This is a genomic window from Micromonospora sp. WMMD730, from assembly GCF_049178955.1.
Taxonomy (GTDB): Bacteria; Actinomycetota; Actinomycetes; order Mycobacteriales; family Micromonosporaceae; genus Micromonospora; species Micromonospora wenchangensis.
Map to the genome: position 1 here is coordinate 3,997,265 of NZ_JBMHML010000002.1, position 17,195 is coordinate 4,014,459.

Consider the following 17,195-nt stretch of genomic DNA (forward strand, 5'->3'; position numbering starts at 1 on the left):
CCGCAGGACGGTGGGGCGCGGGCCGAGCGGCCGGCGCCCCACCGTCGTGGGTCGCGGCCACGACCGGGCACGGGACGCCGACGGCACGCTCGGACGCCGTCGAGAGGGCGGCGCACCGCCACCGGACCGAGGTCAGCGCAGACAGACCCAGGCGGTGGACACCGCGTACCCGACGGTGCGCGCGCACAGCTGGACCGGGCCCGGTGGTGGGACACCCAGCGAGAAGAAGCCCACGGCGTCCACCGACGCCTCGTCGTAGGTGCCGGCGGCCGTCCGGGCACTGACCCGCCCGCCACCGGACGGGGAGAGCTGGCCGACGATCCCGGCGTCGGTCACCTCGATCTCCACCAGCACCGACCCGGTCCGGAACGACAGCGTCCGCGCGGACGCCACGGAACGGGTCATGCCGGCCAACTCGGCGTCGACCGCCGAGTCGAACGTCAGCTCGGCGACGGCCAGTTCCGCGTCGGCGGTCCGCCAGGTGAACGCGGCCAGGGCCGCGCTCAGGTACGCCTCCGAGACCGGCCCGGTGTCCCACAGGGCCGCACCCAGCTCCGTCGTCAGCGCCTCGTCATCCGCAGGCGGCCACGGCTCCATCCGGTTCACCCCCGTTTCGTACCGATGGTGGAAGCTCCGAGAAACTCGACGATCGCCGGGCACTCCCGCAGCCTACGCAGGCATCGTGCCTGGGTCGGGCCGATGCTGCCGATCGGCACGCCCAGCCGTTCGGCGACCTCCCGGTAGCTCACCGGCGGGTCGGCCGTCAGCAGCGACAGCAACGCCTGGCAGCGCGACGGGAGCTGCACGAAACCCGCCCGCAACGCCTGCCGGCGCTCCGCGCGCAGCAACTCGTCGTCCGGTGCGGGTGCCATCGCGGCCAACTCCCGGGAGAGCCCGTGCTGGAGCTCCAGCGTCTGGTCGTACGGGTCGACGGGGTGGGAGCGGCGGCTCACCCGGGACAGCCGGTAGCACTCCCGGCGGGTCGTGGTGGCCAGCCAGCCCGGTAGCGCCTCGGGTTCGCGTACCCGACCCAACTGCTCCACCAGGCGCAGCCAGACGGTCTGGTTGACGTCGGCCGCGTCGGAGCGGCTGAGGTCGTAGGCGCGGATGACCGCGTACACGATCGGGGTGTACCGGCGGACCAGCTCGGCCCAGGCCGACTCGTCGCCGCGGGCGGCGGCGGACAGCAGGCTGGTCGCGCTGGCACCGGTCGCCGGGTCACCGCCCGGGGCGTCGACGCGGCTCATCCGACGAGCACCCCGTAGTCGGGATGCCAGCGGGGGGCGGCGAGCAGGCTCGCACGCGCCGCGTCCGCGCTGAGGCCCCCGGCGGTCATCATCGCGGCGAGCCGCCCGGAGACGTGCCCGGTGGCGAACGAGGTGCCGGCCCAGACGGCGAACCCGTGGAACTGCCGTGCCGGCCTGCCGGGCAGGGGGAGCTGCCCCTCGACGTAGGTGCTGTGCCGCTCGCCGACGGCGCAGGCGTCCACCCAGGGCCCGTAGCAGCTGTCGGCCGCCGGCACCGGGCCGCCGGTCGTCTGGCTGACCGCCGCGACCGCCACCACCCGGTCCAGGGCGGCCGGCCAGAGTGGTCGGCTGGTGCCGGCGTTGCCGGCCGCCGCGACCACGGCGCTCGTCGCCGGCAACGCCGCCACCGCGTTGGCCAGTGGCAGCGACGGCTGATCGTCCAGGGTGTAGCCGCCCAGCGAGAGGTTGAACACGGCGACCTGCGGCGCGAGCCGGCTCAGGGCGGCCACCACCGTCGACTCGTCGCCCACCCCGGTCGGGTCCAGGGCCAGTTCCGGGTCGACGCGTACGCCCGGGGCCGCCTGCCGGACCACGCCCGCGACGAAGGTGCCGTGCCCGCCCTGCGGGGCGAGCACGTCGGTGTGGACGTAGAGCGGGTCCTCGTCGTCGAGTTGCGGCAGGTACGCGCCGCCGAGCCACTGCGGGTGGCACGCGCCGGCCTGCTGCCAGATCCCGGTGTCGCAGATGCCGACGGTGACGCCGGCGCCCTCACCGAGCCGGGTCGGATCGGGGGGCGGCAGCGCCGGGGCGGGGCGGGGCGGGGTGCCCGGGTTCCCCATGATGTTGCCCAGCCCGAGCAACACGTGGTGGGGTTGCACCGCCGGCACCGGTTGGCCGGGCCACTGCTGGGGGTCGCGCAGTTTTCGCACGACGCCGGGGATGTCGGTCTCCCGGTCGAACAGCAGCCGGGTGACGCCGGCGAATCCGGCGCCGACGGTCGCCGGATAATCGTGGGCGCGCAGCCAGGTGGCGACCCGTTTGGCGTCGGCGTCGGCGGCGAGCAGTTGCCGGGGGCGGTAGAGGATCTCCCGGCCGGGGGCGGTGTACCGGCGTACGTTCTGGTCGGCGGCCAGGGCGGCCTCGAACGCCCTCTGGTAGGCGGCGGCGTCCGCGTCGCCGGCGGCGGCCGGGGCCGGCCGCGGCAGCACACCGAACGGCGCCGCCACCGCCAGCGCGGACAGCGTCAGCATCCGCCGTCGGGACAGTGGGCCGCCCGGACCCGGCACGGTGGGGTGGTCAGACGGCGGCACGGATCCTCCATGCTTGTGAAAGAAGCGTGCCCACCCAGGGCGGGCGCGGTGAATTCCCCGACCGCCAATTATTCCGCACCATCGCCGCTTGTCAATTAGGGGCAACCGAGCAGGACACCCATTGACGACATTCCCGCGATGGATTCTCGACGTTGACTCGCGGCTGTTCGTCGTGGACTCTCTAGGGCATGCCCGACAGCACCGGTTGCGGTGCCGCGGCGGCCCAGGCGGCGCTCGACGCCGTCCAGCGATACCCACCCGAGGCGATCAGCATCGCCCAGCGGGTGCTCGCCAGCCAGACCGCCGACGACGACGAGCGCTCCACCGCCGAGCGGGCCATCGGGCTGGCCCTGCGCGAACTCAACGACCTGCCCGGCGCGCTGCGCCACCTGCGCCGGGCGGTACGGGTGTCCGGCACCCCGCGTACCCGGGCGCTGGCCCGGATGAGCCTCGGGTACGTGCTGGCCAACGCCGGTCGTACCGCTGCCGCGCTGCGGGCGGTGACCGCCGCGCTGCCCCAGCTCACCGGTGCCGACGCCGGCCGGGCCCGGATGCAGCGGGGGGTGGTGCTGCACTACCGCGGGCGCTACGCCGAGGCGGTGCGCGACTACGGCATCGCCATCGACATCGCCCAACGCGAGAACGATCCGCTGCTGGAGGCGCGCGCCCGCAACAACCGGGGACTGCTCAACGCGCACCGGGGTTCCTCCGGTGGCCCCGGCGACGACCTCTCCCGGGCGGCGGCGGTCTTCCACCGGCTCGGGCTCGACCTCGCCGCGGCCGACGCCCGGTGGAACAGCGGCATCGCCGCCGGGCAACGCGGCGAGATCGCCGTCGCGCTGCGCTGCTTCGCCGACGTCGACGAGGAGTACCGCCGGCTCGCCGTCCCGCGTCCGGCGCTGCTGCTGGACCGGTTCGAGCTACTGCTGTCGGTGCCGCTGCTCGACGAGGCGGTCGGGGTGGCCGCCGCCGCGGTACGGGAACTGCACCGCCGGGGCATGGCCTCGGACCTCGCCGAGGCGCTGCTGGCCCAGGCCCGCGCCGCGCTGCTCGCCGACGACCTGGACACCGCGACCGCGGCCGCAGCCCAGGCCCGGGTCAGGTTCCGGCGTCAGGGCCGGCGCACCTGGGCCGCCTTCGCCCGGCACGTCGAACTGCGCGCGGAGTTCCGCCGGGGCACCCGGACGGCGGCCCTGCTCACCGCGATGGTGCGGACGGCCGACGAACTCGACGCCACCGGGTGGCCGGGGCCGGCGCTGACCACCCGCCTCGAAGCCGGCCTGCTGGCCGCCGCCTCGGGCCGGGTCGACCGGGCCGTGACCCTGCTCGACGTGGCCGCGCAGGCCCGCCGGCGGGGCACCGCCTCCCGCCGCGCCCAGGGCTGGTACGCGCTGGCCCGTTCGCGTCGGCTCACCGGTGACGACGCCGGGGCGGCCCGGGCGCTGCGGCGGGGGCTGGCCGTGCTGGACCGGCACCGCACGTCCCTCGGCGCCACGGAGCTGCGCGCCCACAGCGGCACGTACGGTCGGGAACTGGCCGCCGAGGGCCTCGACATCGCGGTGCGGGCCGGCTCCCCGGCCCGCACCCTGGCCTGGGCCGAACGCTGGCGGGCCAACACCCTGCGGATGCGTCCGGCGCTGCCCCCGGACGACCCGGACCTGTTCGCGGCGCTCACCGAACTGCGGCTCGTCAGCAGCCTGCTGGAGGACGAGGTGCTGGCGGGCCGGCCGGCGCACGCCCTGCGGGGTCGGCAGGCGCGGCTGGAGCAGCGCATCCGGGACCTGGCCCGCCGGGTGCCCGGTGGGACCGGTGTGGTGAACCCGCCGGGGGTGGGCGTGCTCGCCGGCCGACTCGGTGCCCGGGTGCTGGTCGAGCTGGTCGCCCACGGCGACCGGCTGCGCGCGGTGCTGGTCCGCGACGGCCGGGCCAGCCTGCACGACCTCGGTCCGCTGGCCGAGGCGGTGCACCTGACCCGGTGGCACCGGTTCGCGCTGCGCCGGCTGGTCACCACCGGCGACACGGCGACCGCGCGGGCCGGGGCCGGGCACGCCGCCGCCGCACTGGACCGGCAGCTCTTCGATCCGCTGCGCCGGCACCTCGGCGACCGTCCCCTGGTGATCGTGCCGGTCGGGGCCCTGCACGCGGTGGCGTGGTCGGGTCTGCCGACCTGCGCCGGTCGCGCCGTGACGGTCGCCCCGTCGGCCACGGCCTGGCTGCGGGCGGACGACGGCGAACCCTCGGCCGGGCCGTCGGTGCTGGCCTGTGGGCCGCGCCTGCCGGCGGGTCAGGCCGAGGTGGGCAGGCTCGCGCAGGTGCTGCCGGGGGCGACCCTGCTCACCGGCGCGGACGCCACCGCCGACGCGTTGACCGCGGCGCTCGACGGGGCCGGCCTGGTCCACATCGCCGCCCACGGCACCTTCCGCGCCGACAATCCGCAGTTCTCCACCCTGGAGCTGGCCGACGGACCGCTGTTCGCCTACGAGTGGGAGCGGGTCACCCGTCCGCCCGGCTGTGTGGTGCTGTCCGCGTGCGACTCGGGGCTGACCGGGGTCCGCCCCGGCGACGAGGTCATGGGTTTCACCGCCGTGCTGCTCGGACTGGGCGCCCGGTGCCTGGTCGCCACCGTGCTGCCGGTGCCGGCCGACCCCACCACCGCGCTGATGCTCGACCTGCACCGACGGATGCGGGCGGGGCTACGACCGGCGCAGGCGCTCGCCGACGCCCAACGGGCCTTCGTCGCCTCCGGCGACGGCACCGCCGGGGCAACGGCGGCGGCGTTCGTCTGTCTCGGCGCCGGGTGACGCCCCGACCGTCGGCACGGCCGGTGCGGGGTCACCCCAGCGCCGCGACCCGGGGACGCAGGCCGTCGATCAGCTCCGGCGGCGCGGCGAGCACCCGGCTGCCGCTCACCTCGACCGCGACGCCGGCCTCGACGGCGATCACCTGACCGGCCGCCCAGTCCCAGCGGAACGTGCGGTCCTCGACGTAGGCGTCGCAACGGCCCGCCGCGATCCAGGCCAACGCCAGCGCCGTCGAGCCCAGCATCCGCACCCCGCGTACGTCACCGGCCAGGTCGGTGACCACGGCCGCCTGCACCCGGCGGTGGGCGACGTCGTAGGCGTAGCCGGCGGCGAGGACGACCTCGCCGAGGGTGACACCGGCGCGCCGGGTCAGCGGTGTGCCGTTCAGGGCCGCGCCGCCACCCCGGACGCCGCAGAAGGTCTCGTCGTGGACCGGGTCGTGGACCACCCCGACGACGGGCCGCCAGCCGTGCGGGGTCTGCTGCTCGCAGGCGATGCTGACGCACCAGAACGGTATCCCCGAGACGTAGTTGACGGTGCCGTCGAGGGGGTCGAGGACCCAGCGCAGCCCGGAGTCGCCGACGTGGTCGCTGCCCTCCTCGGCGAGGATGCCGTCGCCGGGACGGCGGGCACGCAGCAGCTCGACGATGCGCGTCTCACTGGCCCGGTCCGCCTCGCTGACCAGGTCGGTGGGGGCGGTCTTGTAGTCGACGCGGCCGTGGTCGCCGAAGCGCCGCAGCAGTTCCCGGCCGCCGAGGCGGGCCGCCTCCTCGGCGACCCGCCGGCAGTCGTCCAGCTCGGCAGCGGTCGCCATCGCGTCCTCCTCGGGTCGTCGGCAGGGCCGGTGGAGATCGTCGCACCCGCACGGGCGGGGGCACCAGACGACCCGGCGGACGCCGGTGGTGACACCGTGCCGCCCCGGACCGGGTGGCGGCGTCGGACCCCGGACACCGGGCGGCGAGCGGCGGGACCGGCCGGTCGGGCACACTGTGGACAGCGGTCGGGGAACCGACGCTCGCCGACATCCCGTCGACCCGCCCCGTCGCCATCGCCGTGGGGAGGCAGCGCGACATGGGTACGGTCGACACAGAGCGGCTGCTGGCGCGGATCCGCGACGGGGTCATCGGCGAGGGCGAGGTGCTGGACGGCCCGTACGGGCCACGCCGGATCACCTACGCCGACTACACCGCCTCCGGTCGGGCGCTGGACTTCGTGGAGGACACCGTCCGGGACTGGGTGCTCCCCCGCTACGCCAACACCCACACCGAGAGTTCCGCCACCGGCCGGGCGACGGGGCGGCTGCGGGAGGACGCCCGGCGGACGATCCTCGACGCCGTCGGCGGCACCGACGACCATGCGGTGATCTTCTGCGGTGCGGGGGCCACGGCCGCGGTCGACAAGCTGGTGGGCGTGCTCGAACTGCGGCTGCCCGACGGGCCGACGCGCCGCCACTGCCTGCTGGACGCCATCGCCCCGCACCAGCGCCCGGTGGTCTTCGTGGGCCCCTACGAGCACCACTCCAACGAGCTGCCGTGGCGGGAGACGTACGCCGACGTGGTCGTCATCGGCGCGGACGCCGACGGGCACATCGACCGGGCCGAGCTGGCCGAGCGCCTGGTCCGGTACGCGGACCGCCCGCTGCGGATCGGCAGTTTCTCCGCCGCCTCGAACGTCACCGGCATCCTGTCCGACACCGACACGGTCGCGGCGTTGCTGCACGCCCACGGGGCGCTGTCGTGCTGGGACTACGCGGCCGCCGGCCCGTACGTGCCGATCCGGATGGGCGAGTCGACGCCGGGCGCCGCGGACGGCAAGGACGCGGTGTTCCTGTCGCCGCACAAGTTCGTCGGCGGCCCGCAGACCCCCGGCGTGCTGGTGGTGCGGCGGGATCTGATGCGCAACCGGGTTCCGGTGGTGCCCGGTGGCGGCACCGTGGCGTTCGTCGACCCGGTGGGGCACCGGTATCTCGACGATCCGGTGGCCCGGGAGGAGGGTGGCACGCCGGCGATCGTCGAGTCGATCCGGGCGGGCCTGGTGTTCGCCCTCAAGCAGTCCGTCGGCACCGACGTCATCGCCGGCCGTGAGGAGCGGCTGTGGTCGCGGGCGCTGCGCCGCTGGTCGACGAACCCGGGGATCGTGGTCCTGGGCAACCCCCGGGCGCGGCGGCTGCCCATCGTGTCGGTGCAGATCCGCCACGGTGCCCGTCACCTGCACCACAACTTCGTCGTGGCGCTGCTCAACGACCTGTTCGGCATCCAGGCCCGGGGCGGGTGCTCCTGCGCGGGCCCGTACGGGCACCGCCTGCTCGGCATCGACGAGGAACGGTCCCGGGCGTTCCGGGTGGAGATCGCCCGGGGGTGCGAGGGGATCAAGCCGGGGTGGACCCGGATCACCTTCGGCTACTTCCTGTCCGACCAGGTCGCCGACTACCTGATCGACGCCGTCGACCTGGTCGCCCGGCAGGGGCACCGGCTGCTGGCCGACTACCGCTTCGACGCCCGTACCGGCCTGTGGCAGCACCACCGGGGGCCGGGCCGGTCGGTGGGCCTGGCCGACCTGGCCCGGCTGGTGACCGGCGGGGAGCAGCCGGCGGCACGCCGGCGTCGGGCCGGGGAGGATGCCCTGGCCGGCTACCTGCACGAGGCGCGGGAGATCCTGGCCGGCCGCCGGGACCAGGTCGACGAGGGACCCACCGGCCTGCCGGCCGGTGTGGAGGCGTTGCGCTGGTTCCACCTCCCGCCGGCCTGCACCGCTGCCGCGTCACCGCGCTGACCGGGCGCCGCGCCGCCCGGTCATCCCCCGCCGCGCCCGGCGGCGGTTCCTGCCCGCCGCCGGACGCCCGAGCCGCTACTCCGCCGGGTCGGTGCGGGCGGAGCCGGCGACCGCGTAGACGACCAGCCCGGCGAGGGCGAACGTCACCGCGGTCACCGCGGCGGCCCGGCTGTCGGTCGGCTGGCCCTGCCAGGTGGCGACCGCTCCCCAGGTCCCGCCCTGCGGGTACACGGCCGCGATGGTGGTCCAGCCCACCGGCAGGAACCAGGACCGGGCGGCGCCGACCACGCTCGTGCACAGCGCGGTCAGACCGAGCAGCCCGGCGGCGTCGCGGACCACCAGTGCGGCCGGCCCGAACCGGGCTCCGGTGTGCAGCGTGGCGAGCAGCACCGCGAGGACGATCACCCCGCCGGCGAGCAGGTGCGCGCCGCGTCGCCAGGACCACCGCAGTGATGCCGTCCGGTCCAGGTTCGCGTCCGGGCCGACGAGGGTGGGGGCGAACGCCGCGACCATCATCAGGACGGTCAGCACGACCAGCATCGGGGTGGCGTCGCGGTCCTTGGCCAGGGCCCGGTAGAGCGCCCAGACCACCGCGGCGCCGCCGACCGCCGCGGCCAGGGCCACGGGTACCCGGCGTGAACGCAGGTAGAGCAGCGTCCCGGTCACCTGGCACTCCGGGACAACAGGCCCTCGGAGTCCCGGCAGGCCCGCACGGCGTCGCGGACGGCCGTGACCCGGGCCACCGCCTCGGCCTCGGGCAGTGCCCGCAGGCCCTGCCACAGGGTCTTCGCCCCGGTGGTGATCGACGGGTCCTCCTCGATCATGCCGGGAACCAGCCCGACGTCCGAGCGCGGCTCACGGCCGATGAGCCAGTACGCCGCCGCCCGCTCGACCGTCTCGTTGCGGTTCCGGCAGTCGTAGTCGTACGGGACGCCCAGGCTTCTGACGACGTCGAGGACCACGAGGTCGGGGTGGGCGAGCCGGCCCCGCTTGTCGATCCGGACCTCGATCGTGACGACCTCGTCCTGGACGGCCGGCTGCTCCTGGCGGTACCCGATCGTGCGGGTGTCCTCGTGCACGACGGTCGGCGCGTCCGGTAGTTTCGCCAGCGCCGCGAGGCCCTCCCGGGCCCGCGGGGTGATCGTGTCGAGCACGTTGGCGTGGACCCGGCTGACGCACACCGTCGGGGTGGCGTCGGTGCAGACCAGTTCCCGCGCGACGGGGTCGACCGGCCAGGTGAGCACGTCCCGGTCGGTGGGGAGGATCGTCGTCGCCACCCCGACCCCGAGCAGCACCGGCAGCACCGCCATCGCCCGCAGCCGCCACCCGTCGGCGACGAACAGCAGCAGGCCGGTGACGGCGAGCGTGGTCATCGAGATCGCCAGCGCGCCGCTGACCCGGCTGTCGATGGTCTGGTACTCGTGGAAGCCGCCGGAGCCGTGCGCCGGGGAGATCGCCGCGGCCAGCCGCTCCGGGGTCGAGACGGTGCTGAAGAAGACCAGCAGCACGCCGCCCACCGCCAGTGCCGGGGCGGTCACCAGGGCGGGCAGCAGCCGTCCGACGCCCAGTCCGAGCCACGCCGCGGCGACCAGGGACAGCGCGCCGACCGCGGTGACGACGACGAAGTTCAGCAGCGGCACGTACGAGGCGGTGTTGACGATCCAGGCGATGCCCGCCGCGGTCACCACCAGGTAGGCGACCACGAGGGTGAGGGCCATCGTGCCGAGCACCGGCAGCATCCGGGCGGCACGGGGGCGGGCGGTGGTGGCGAACAACTCGCCGACCTTCGCCCGGTGTTCCCGGCGGCCCTGCCAGGCTCCGGCCGCGAGGGCGAGCGGCCACAGCAGGAGCAGGTACTCCCGGATGGCCAGGGCCAGGGCCATCCAGCCGGTCGACCAGCGGCCGGTCGCCACGTACAGCGACCCGACCCCGACCACCACCGTGATCACCGCGGCTCCGAGCGCGGCGGAGCGGCGCAGTTCGATCCCCATGACGCCCACCCGGGCACCCCGCTTCCCGTCGGGCCGCCGGGCGGCGGCGGTGTGCGCGGCGATGGTCCGCCCGCTCATCGGGTGGCCTCCGCACGGTGCTGACGCAGCAGCGCCGAGTAGCCCCGCTCGGCCGGGCTGTCACCGGCGTGACCCGCGTCGCCCTGCGCGGCCAGCACCTCGGGCGTGCCCCGCCACACCAGGCGGCCCTCGTTGACCAGGACGACGTCGGTGCAGGCCGCCACCACGTCCTCGACCAGGTGGGTGGAGACCAGCACGCAGGTGTCGCCGCCGAGGTCGCGCAGCAGCTCCCGGAAGTCGAGCCGTTGTTCCGGGTCGAGGCCGACGGTCGGCTCGTCGAGCAGCAGGAGCCGTGGGTCGTTGACGATGGCCTGGGCGATGCCCGCCCGGCGCAGCATGCCGCCGGAGAGCGTCTTCATCCGGGCGTCGGCCTTGGCGGTGAGCCCGACCCGGTCGATGGCCCGCTGCACCGCCTCGGCGACGCCCGCCTTGGGCATCTCCTTGAGCCAGGCCATGTAGCCGACGAACTCCCGCACGGTGAACCGGGGGTAGTAGCCGAAGTGCTGCGGCAGGTAGCCCAGGGCGCGACGGACCGCCCGCAGCTCGGAGCGGCCGTCGACGGGGTGTCCGAGCAGGGTCAACCGGCCGCCGGCCGGGGACACGACGGTCGCCAGGGCGCGCATCAGCGTGGTCTTGCCCGCGCCGTTGGGGCCGAGCAGTCCGTGCACGCCGGTGGGCAGGGCCAGGTCGAGGCCGTTGACGGCGAGGTACCGGCCGGCCCGGACCTGAAGGCCCTCGGCGTGGATCGCCCAGGGATGGGTGGTGGTGGTCGTTTCGACCGCGCTCACCGCACGCATCGTCGCTGTCTCCTTCGGTAATTTCCAGGGCAGGGTGGCGGTCCGGCCCGGTGGCCGTACCGCTCCGCAAGGTCGGGGGTGGGGGTCGGTCAGGGGTGGGGGTGGGGATCAGTCGCGGTGGGAGAGCCGCCGGAAACCGTCGAGCCGGAGCAGGGCGACGACGGTCAGGACGGCCGTGACGAGCGCCCAGGTGCGGGCGCTGTCCGCCGACAGCACCACCGGCATCCGGGCGGCGACGAGGCTGGGGGCGATCACCGCGAGCGTCCAGGCCGTGATGAGGCCGAGCGCGGCGCGGCGTACGCCGACGAGGGTACCCAGCAGCAGGGTGGCGGCGGTGAACGCCAGGCAGGGCAGCAGCAGCAGCGCCATCGACGCCCCGGTCCCGGCGCCGACCACGGCGAGCGCGGGGATGACGAACGCCAGCACCGCGGCCGTGCGCCGCAGCAGCATCGTCAGGCCGGCGGCGGGCGTGGCGGCGATCAGCTCCCAGGCCGGGTCGGCCCGACGGTGCCAGGCGACCGCCACGCCGGGCAGCGGCGCCAGGGGCGCGATCAGCAGCACCACGGAGGGCAGGCCGACCCACAGCGCGCCGAGCAGCGCGGCGCAGCCGAGCACCGTCACCGTCATGACGAGCCAGGGCAGCAGGGTGCCGACGAACCAGCGGTGCCGGGCCACCGACCAGGACCGGCTGCGGCGGGCCGGGGCCGGGGTGGCCGCGATCTCCCGGTCCAGCGCCGTCGCGACCAGGTCGATCACGGTCCGGCTCTCCGCCGTGGTGCTGCCGGCCAGGCGGGCGCGGCAGTCGGCGCAGTCTTCGAGGTGGACCTCGATCGCCCAGACGCTGGCCTCGTCGAGACCGGGGTCGCCGGTGGCATAGCGGTCGATCTGGGTCAGGTTGGGGTGGGTGGTCATGACAATGCCTCCCGTAGGGCGACCCGGGCCCGGCGGACGCGGGACTTCACCGTGTTTTCCGGTACGCCGAGCAGCACCGACGCCTCGCGCGCCGAGAGCCCGTCGAGGACCGTGGCCCGCAGGGCGGCCCGGACGGCGGGCGGCAGGGTGAGCAGGGCATGCTCCAGTTCCTGGCCGATCCGGGCGGCCATCACCTCGTCCTCGGCGGCGGGGGCGGTGGCCGGCGTCAGCTCCACCTGCGGCACCTGACTGCGGCGGGCGCGGCGGCGGAACGCGTCGACCAGCCGGTGCGCGGCGATGGTCCACAGCCAGCCCACGGCGCTGCCCTGCGCCTCGTCGCCGGTGCGGGCCCGGGTGCCGGCGAAGCTGCCCGCCGCCCGCCAGACCGCCAGGTAGGTGTCCTGGAGCACCTCGGCCACCACGTCCGGGTCGGCGCAGCGGCGCCGCAGGCGCACCTCCAACCACGGGGCAGTACGACGGTAGAGCTCGTCGAACGCCTGGCGGTCGCCACGGGCGACGCGGCGTACGAGTTCACCCTCGTCGTCTGCTTCCATGTCTGTCCTCACGCCTGGTAAGACGACGGCCGCACCGGATCGGGTCCCCAATCGGAGTGACCGGCGTCACACTGTCGCCGGGTCGGGCTCCCCCCATCCTGACCCACCCGCCCGAAGCGGGTCGGCGGGCCGCCTGCCGCGCCGGTGCAGGTCAGTGCTGCTGGGCGGGGAACGCCGGCAGCGCGGTGTCCCGGGACACCGCGTCGAGGTCGCGCTGCGCGACGATGCTGGCGGTGATCTCGTCGGGCGGCACCGGACGGCCGAAGTGCCAGCCCTGCCCGTTGTCGCAGCCGGTCGCGGTCAGCCGGTGGGCCTGCTGGGCGGTCTCGATGCCCTCGGCGGTCACGACCAGGCCGAGCCGGTGCCCGAGGGACACGACGGTACCCAGGAAGTCGTCGTCCGTGCCGGGACGGCGGGCCCCCGGCCGCCGGACCGGCTGCGCCGACGGGCGGGTCAGGCTGGCGTCGAGCTTGAGACCGTGCAGCGGGAGGGAGCGGAGGTTGGCCAGGTTCGCGTAGCCGATGCCGAAGTCGTCGATGACGATCCGTACGCCGAGGGTCATCAGCGCCGCCAGGGATTCCGCCACCACGCCGGTCAGGTCGATCACGGCCTGTTCGGTGACCTCCAGCTGGAGCAGGTGGGGCGGCAGGCCGGTCCGGTCGAGGATCTGCGCCACCTCCCCGGCCAGGCCGTTCTGGCGGAGTTGGCGTACCGACACGTTCACGCTGACGTACAGCCCGGGTTGGATCCGCTGCCACTCGCCGGCCTGCCGGCACGCCTGCTCCAGCAGGTGGCGGCCGAGCGCCACCACGAGACCGGTGTGTTCGGCGAGGTCGATGAACCGGGCGGCGGTCAGCAGGCCGAGCTGGGGATGCCGCCAACGGGCCAGGGCCTCCACCCCGGCCAGCCGCCCGGAGCGCAGCGCGGCGATGGGTTGGTAGGCGGCGGTGAACTCGCCACGGTGCAGCGCCGCGGGCATGGCCGCCGACAGGCGGTAGCGGGCCGCGTCCGCGGCGCTGCGGTCCTGGTCGAAGCGGCGCAGGGTGGCCTTCCCGTCGGCCTTGGCCCAGTGCAGCGCGATCTCACTGTCCCGCAGCAGGGTGGCGCCGTCGTCGGCGACGCTGCCCTCGGCGACACCCGCGCTCGCCGTCAGGGGTACTTCGGTGTCGTTGACGTGGAACGGGGCGGCGAGCGTGGCCAGGGCCCGGTCGGCGATCTTGATGGCGTCCTCGGCGCAGGTGGTGTCGCGGACCAGGATCGCGAACCGGTCGCTGTCCAGCCGGGCCACCAGGTCGACCCGCGGGTCGGTGAGGGCGGCGAGGCGGTGGGCGATCTCGCGGAGCAGGAGGTCACCCACCTGGTGCCCGAGGACGTCGTTGACCGCCGCGAAGTCGTCGACGTCGAGGCAGCAGACCCCGACCCGGTCGACCGGCACGGCGGCGGAACAGAGGCGTCCCAGTTCCTCGGTGAACCGGGTCAGATTGGGCAGGCCGGTCAGCTGGTCGTGGGTGGCGAAGCGGCGGAACCGGGCCTCGCTGACCCGCAACGCCTCCTCGGCCTGGGTGCGGGCGGCCAGCGCGGCCAGCCGGACGGTGTCCTGTTCCCACAGGCTGCGGTCGTGCGCGGCGGACGCGAAGCCCGCCGCGAGCTCCGCCAGCAGGTCGTTGAGGCGGGTGGCGCGGGTGGGGTCGGCGGCGATGCCCAGCGCGGCGGGCAGCCGGGCGCCGATGACCGCGATCGTCCCGCCGAGCGCCTCCGGCGAGCCGAAGCCGGCCGCCACCAGATCGGCGCCGATCCGCTGGCCGTCACCGGGCCGGGCCGGGTCGGCGAGGACGGCGGTGACCAGCCGGGCGGCCAGTGCGCTGACGATCCGGTGCCGCTGCCCGGCGGTGATCGGCACGTAGTGGGCGCGGTGCAGGGCGGTGGCCCACGCCGTGACGAACCCCTCGACGCCGGGCCGGTACCGGTCGTCGATTCCGTCGGCGTCGGGCCGATCGCTCACCTGCGGCGTCCGACTCCGACGTAGAAGCTCATCCGCTCCGGGTGCTCGCCGACCTCGGCCGGCGACTCGGGACGCCACAGCGGTGACCACACCACGCCGGGCTCCACCAGGTCGAGGCCGGCGAAGAAGTCCTCCACCTGGGCGCGGGTGCGAGCGGTGACAGGCGTGTTGGTCCGGCCGCTGAGCCGGGTGCCCTCCCCCATCTCGTCCGGTCGGCTGTCGGTGGTGACGTGGCTGATCGCCACGCAACTGCCGGGGGCCAGGGCCGTCCACAGTCGCTTGATCAGACCGTACGGGTCGTCGTGGTCGGGGACCGCGTGCACCACCGAGACGAGCAGCAGGCCGACGGGCCGGTCGAGATCGAGCAGCCGGCGGGTCTCCGGATGCTCGAGGATGGCCTCCGGGTGGCGGAGGTCTTCGAGCAGGGCGACCGCGTTGGGCTGGCCGGCGAGGATGTGTGTGCTGTGCGTGACCGCCACCGGGTCGATGTCCACGTAGACCACCCGGGCGTCCGGGTCGACCTGCTGGGCGATCTCGTGCACGTTGCCGACGGTGGGGATGCCGGACCCGATGTCGAGGAACTGCCGGACGCCCTGGCCGAGCATGAACCGCACCGCGCGGTGCAGGAACTCCCGGTTCGCCCGCGCGACCAGGCGGAGATCGGGCACCGCGGCCAGGGCCTGGCGGGCGAACTCCCGGTCGACCTCGAAGTTGTGCGAGCCGCCGAGCCAGTAGTCGTAGGCTCGCGCCACGCTCGGCCGGCTGAGATCGACATCCGCTGGCGCCCACTCAGGCCGTTCCATCGTCGCCCTTCCCACCACCACCGTGACGTGACCGCCGCCACTATAGTCGGATATCTTCCACTCCCGTACCGCACCGCGATGACGGTGCGGGGCCACGGCGCCCAGCCGCCGACCGTATGTCCACACGGTACAGACATCGGCCGTCGCGCGCCCGGATCGGGTCGGGAGCGGACGGCGACCCTACGCGGAGGCGACGGACCTCGGCGGCCACGGGCCCGCTCCACTCAGCCACCGTCCAGGTTGCATTGGTAGCTTGCCGGCCCGGCGACTTCCACAGTGGAGGCCGCTGGAGTCGTTGCCGGACAACGGTTTCACGCACATCACGTCGGGTTTGCGGTCACCGCGTGCCCGACGGTCGTCGAGGGAGAGGTTCGTGGTGTTCAAGAAGATGCTGGGTGCGTTCGGGGTGGGCGGCCCCAGCGTCGATACGGTCCTGTCCAATCCGAGCACCCGACCGGGGCTGACGCTCACCGGCCAGGTGAACCTGACCGGTGGCAGCCACGACGTGGAGATCGACCAGATCACCGTCGGTCTGGTCACCCGGGTCGAGATGGAGGGCGCGGAGGAGGAGTACGACGCGCTCGTGGAGTTCCACCGGGTGCCGGTCGCCGGCGGCCTGTTCCTGCGCGAGGGGCAGCAGCTCAGCCTGCCGTTCCAGGTGGCGGTGCCGTGGGAGACGCCGGTGACCGAGCTGAACGGTCAGCACCTGCCCGGCATGACGATGGGCCTGCGTACCGAGGTGGCCGTCCGGGGTGCGGTCGACAAGGGCGACCTCGACCCGGTGTACGTGCACCCGCTGCCCGCCCAGGAGCGCGTCCTGGAGGCGTTCGGCCGGCTCGGCTTCACGGTGAAGGCGGCCGACCTCGAACGGGGCCACATCGCGGGGTCGCACCAGACGCTGCCGTTCTACCAGGAGATCGAGTACTACGCGGCACCGCAGTACGCCCACGCCGTCAACGAGGTCGAGCTGACCTTCGTCGCCAACGGGCACGGCGTGGACGTCGTGCTGGAGCTGGACAAGCACGGCGGGCTGTTCACCGGCGGACACGACTCGTACGGCCGGCACCACGTCGCCCACGGCGACGCGCACGGCGACTGGACCGCGCAGGTCGACGGCTGGCTCCGGCAGGCCGTCGACGGCCGGCAGGATCCGCACGTCGGCTACGGCTACGCCCCGCCCGCCCCGGCCTACGGGACGCCCGGCTACCCGCCGCCGCCCCCGCCGCCCGGCTACGGCGCACCGGGCTACGGCGCACCCGCCTACGGACAGCCTGCTTACGGACAGCCCGGCTACGGGCACGCGGGGCACGGGCATCCCGGCGGCCACCACAAGGAGGGGCACCACGACCACGACGGGCCCGGTATGGGTGCGGTCGCCGCCGGTGTGGTCGGTGGCGCGGCGCTCGGCTTCGCCGGCGGCATGATCGCCGACGAGATCTTCGACGACGAGGACGAGGGCGGCGACGAGGACGCCTGATCCCCCGCCCGGTCCACCGTGGATCGGGCAGAGGAATCATGATCTAATTCAACTGGTTCGTCCGTATATGGTCGGGATTTCCGACCACGAGTCAAGGAGTGTGCATGCCCGCAAGCGCCGACCTCACCAAGCTGGTCGACAAGGCATACCAGGACAAGGCCCTCACCGAGATCGTCGACGCCCCGGTGTCCGCCCTCGCCGGGGTCAGCGACGGCGACGCCAAGCTGCTCAAGGAGGCCTTCGGCATCACCACCGTGGGCGACCTCGGCCGCAACCCGTACTTCCAGACCGCCAACGCCCTGGTCGCCCTCACCGGCGCGAAGTGAGCCCACCCGGTGGCCCGGGACTCCCCCGGGCCACCGGGCACCCGCCCGCGCCGACCACTGTCGGGCGGACCGCGACGACGCCGGCACGGCCGCTGCCGACGGGCGTTCCCGACCGTCGTGCCGGA

The 17,195-nt window shown here is 74.8% G+C and carries 15 protein-coding genes; 4 read left to right on the top strand and 11 right to left on the bottom strand.

Features of this window, described 5'->3' with window-relative positions:
• Positions 1-132 precede the first annotated feature (132 nt).
• From ACN265_RS17500 to ACN265_RS17510, 3 genes are read right to left on the bottom strand one after another with little or no spacing between them, the layout of a single operon-like run.
• On the bottom strand, positions 133-597 hold the full coding sequence (locus tag ACN265_RS17500; RefSeq protein ID WP_204926693.1) for a hypothetical protein: 465 nt from the start codon (positions 595-597) through the stop codon (positions 133-135).
• Between the two features lie 5 nt (positions 598-602).
• Complete coding sequence (locus ACN265_RS17505) at positions 603-1,247, bottom strand: RNA polymerase sigma factor (protein ID WP_420119697.1); 645 nt, start codon at positions 1,245-1,247, stop codon at positions 603-605.
• Positions 1,244-2,557: a S8 family peptidase gene (locus ACN265_RS17510; protein ID WP_421408566.1), complete on the bottom strand. Its 1,314-nt coding sequence runs from the start codon at positions 2,555-2,557 to the stop codon at positions 1,244-1,246. The genes ACN265_RS17505 and ACN265_RS17510 overlap by 4 nt, the downstream gene beginning before the upstream one ends.
• Positions 2,558-2,745: 188 nt before the next feature.
• Here ACN265_RS17510 and ACN265_RS17515 point away from each other — a divergent pair, with 188 nt between their 5' ends.
• Positions 2,746-5,358, top strand: a complete 2,613-nt coding sequence (locus tag ACN265_RS17515; protein ID WP_204926694.1) for a CHAT domain-containing protein — start codon at positions 2,746-2,748, stop codon at positions 5,356-5,358.
• Positions 5,359-5,389: 31 nt separating this feature from the next.
• Here the strand turns inward: ACN265_RS17515 and ACN265_RS17520 are convergent, their stop codons facing one another.
• Positions 5,390-6,172, bottom strand: a complete 783-nt coding sequence (locus tag ACN265_RS17520) for an inositol monophosphatase family protein (protein WP_363654755.1) — start codon at positions 6,170-6,172, stop codon at positions 5,390-5,392.
• Between the two features lie 257 nt (positions 6,173-6,429).
• On the opposite strand from ACN265_RS17520, the gene ACN265_RS17525 reads away from it, so the two are divergent.
• Positions 6,430-8,130, top strand: coding sequence for an aminotransferase class V-fold PLP-dependent enzyme (locus ACN265_RS17525; protein WP_421408567.1), 1,701 nt, complete (start codon positions 6,430-6,432; stop codon positions 8,128-8,130).
• A gap of 75 nt (positions 8,131-8,205) precedes the next feature.
• Here the strand turns inward: ACN265_RS17525 and ACN265_RS17530 are convergent, their stop codons facing one another.
• The 7 genes from ACN265_RS17530 to ACN265_RS17560 all read right to left on the bottom strand — a co-directional run bounded on the left by ACN265_RS17530 (position 8,206) and on the right by ACN265_RS17560 (position 15,267).
• Positions 8,206-8,796 (bottom strand): hypothetical protein, encoded by a 591-nt coding sequence (locus ACN265_RS17530; protein ID WP_421408568.1) that lies wholly within the window; start codon positions 8,794-8,796, stop codon positions 8,206-8,208.
• Positions 8,793-10,199 (bottom strand): hypothetical protein, encoded by a 1,407-nt coding sequence (locus ACN265_RS17535; RefSeq protein ID WP_421408569.1) that lies wholly within the window; start codon positions 10,197-10,199, stop codon positions 8,793-8,795. The genes ACN265_RS17530 and ACN265_RS17535 overlap by 4 nt, the downstream gene beginning before the upstream one ends.
• Entirely contained in the window at positions 10,196-10,996 is an 801-nt protein-coding gene (locus ACN265_RS17540; RefSeq protein ID WP_363654763.1) for an ABC transporter ATP-binding protein, read from the bottom strand. Before ACN265_RS17540 ends, ACN265_RS17535 begins: the two co-directional genes overlap by 4 nt.
• Positions 10,997-11,104: 108 nt before the next feature.
• A complete protein-coding gene (locus ACN265_RS17545) occupies positions 11,105-11,908 on the bottom strand; it encodes a hypothetical protein (protein ID WP_421408570.1) in 804 nt (267 codons plus the stop codon).
• Positions 11,905-12,462, bottom strand: coding sequence for an RNA polymerase sigma factor (locus ACN265_RS17550; RefSeq protein WP_420119704.1), 558 nt, complete (start codon positions 12,460-12,462; stop codon positions 11,905-11,907). Before ACN265_RS17550 ends, ACN265_RS17545 begins: the two co-directional genes overlap by 4 nt.
• A gap of 151 nt (positions 12,463-12,613) precedes the next feature.
• A complete protein-coding gene (locus ACN265_RS17555; RefSeq protein ID WP_421408571.1) occupies positions 12,614-14,464 on the bottom strand; it encodes a putative bifunctional diguanylate cyclase/phosphodiesterase in 1,851 nt (616 codons plus the stop codon).
• Positions 14,461-15,267, bottom strand: coding sequence for an SAM-dependent methyltransferase (locus tag ACN265_RS17560; RefSeq protein ID WP_421408572.1), 807 nt, complete (start codon positions 15,265-15,267; stop codon positions 14,461-14,463). The genes ACN265_RS17555 and ACN265_RS17560 overlap by 4 nt, the downstream gene beginning before the upstream one ends.
• Positions 15,268-15,640: 373 nt before the next feature.
• Here ACN265_RS17560 and ACN265_RS17565 point away from each other — a divergent pair, with 373 nt between their 5' ends.
• Positions 15,641-16,744 carry a sporulation protein gene (locus ACN265_RS17565; protein ID WP_421408573.1) on the top strand — a complete coding sequence of 368 codons (1,104 nt, stop codon included), beginning with the start codon at positions 15,641-15,643 and terminating at the stop codon, positions 16,742-16,744.
• 104 nt (positions 16,745-16,848) lie between these two features.
• Positions 16,849-17,070: a hypothetical protein gene (locus ACN265_RS17570; RefSeq protein ID WP_420119707.1), complete on the top strand. Its 222-nt coding sequence runs from the start codon at positions 16,849-16,851 to the stop codon at positions 17,068-17,070.
• Positions 17,071-17,195: the final 125 nt, after the last annotated feature.

Bases quoted from the DNA above. Each gene is read 5' to 3' on its own strand.
- ACN265_RS17500 (WP_204926693.1), bottom strand. From the start codon at position 597: ATGGAGCCGTGGCCGCCTGCGGATGACGAGGCGCTGACGACGGAGCTG.
- ACN265_RS17505 (WP_420119697.1), bottom strand. From the start codon at position 1,247: ATGAGCCGCGTCGACGCCCCGGGCGGTGACCCGGCGACCGGTGCCAGC.
- ACN265_RS17515 (WP_204926694.1), top strand. From the start codon at position 2,746: ATGCCCGACAGCACCGGTTGCGGTGCCGCGGCGGCCCAGGCGGCGCTC.
- ACN265_RS17520 (WP_363654755.1), bottom strand. From the start codon at position 6,172: ATGGCGACCGCTGCCGAGCTGGACGACTGCCGGCGGGTCGCCGAGGAG.
- ACN265_RS17525 (WP_421408567.1), top strand. From the start codon at position 6,430: ATGGGTACGGTCGACACAGAGCGGCTGCTGGCGCGGATCCGCGACGGG.
- ACN265_RS17535 (WP_421408569.1), bottom strand. From the start codon at position 10,199: ATGAGCGGGCGGACCATCGCCGCGCACACCGCCGCCGCCCGGCGGCCC.
- ACN265_RS17540 (WP_363654763.1), bottom strand. From the start codon at position 10,996: ATGCGTGCGGTGAGCGCGGTCGAAACGACCACCACCACCCATCCCTGG.
- ACN265_RS17545 (WP_421408570.1), bottom strand. From the start codon at position 11,908: ATGACCACCCACCCCAACCTGACCCAGATCGACCGCTATGCCACCGGC.
- ACN265_RS17550 (WP_420119704.1), bottom strand. From the start codon at position 12,462: ATGGAAGCAGACGACGAGGGTGAACTCGTACGCCGCGTCGCCCGTGGC.
- ACN265_RS17560 (WP_421408572.1), bottom strand. From the start codon at position 15,267: ATGGAACGGCCTGAGTGGGCGCCAGCGGATGTCGATCTCAGCCGGCCG.
- ACN265_RS17570 (WP_420119707.1), top strand. From the start codon at position 16,849: ATGCCCGCAAGCGCCGACCTCACCAAGCTGGTCGACAAGGCATACCAG.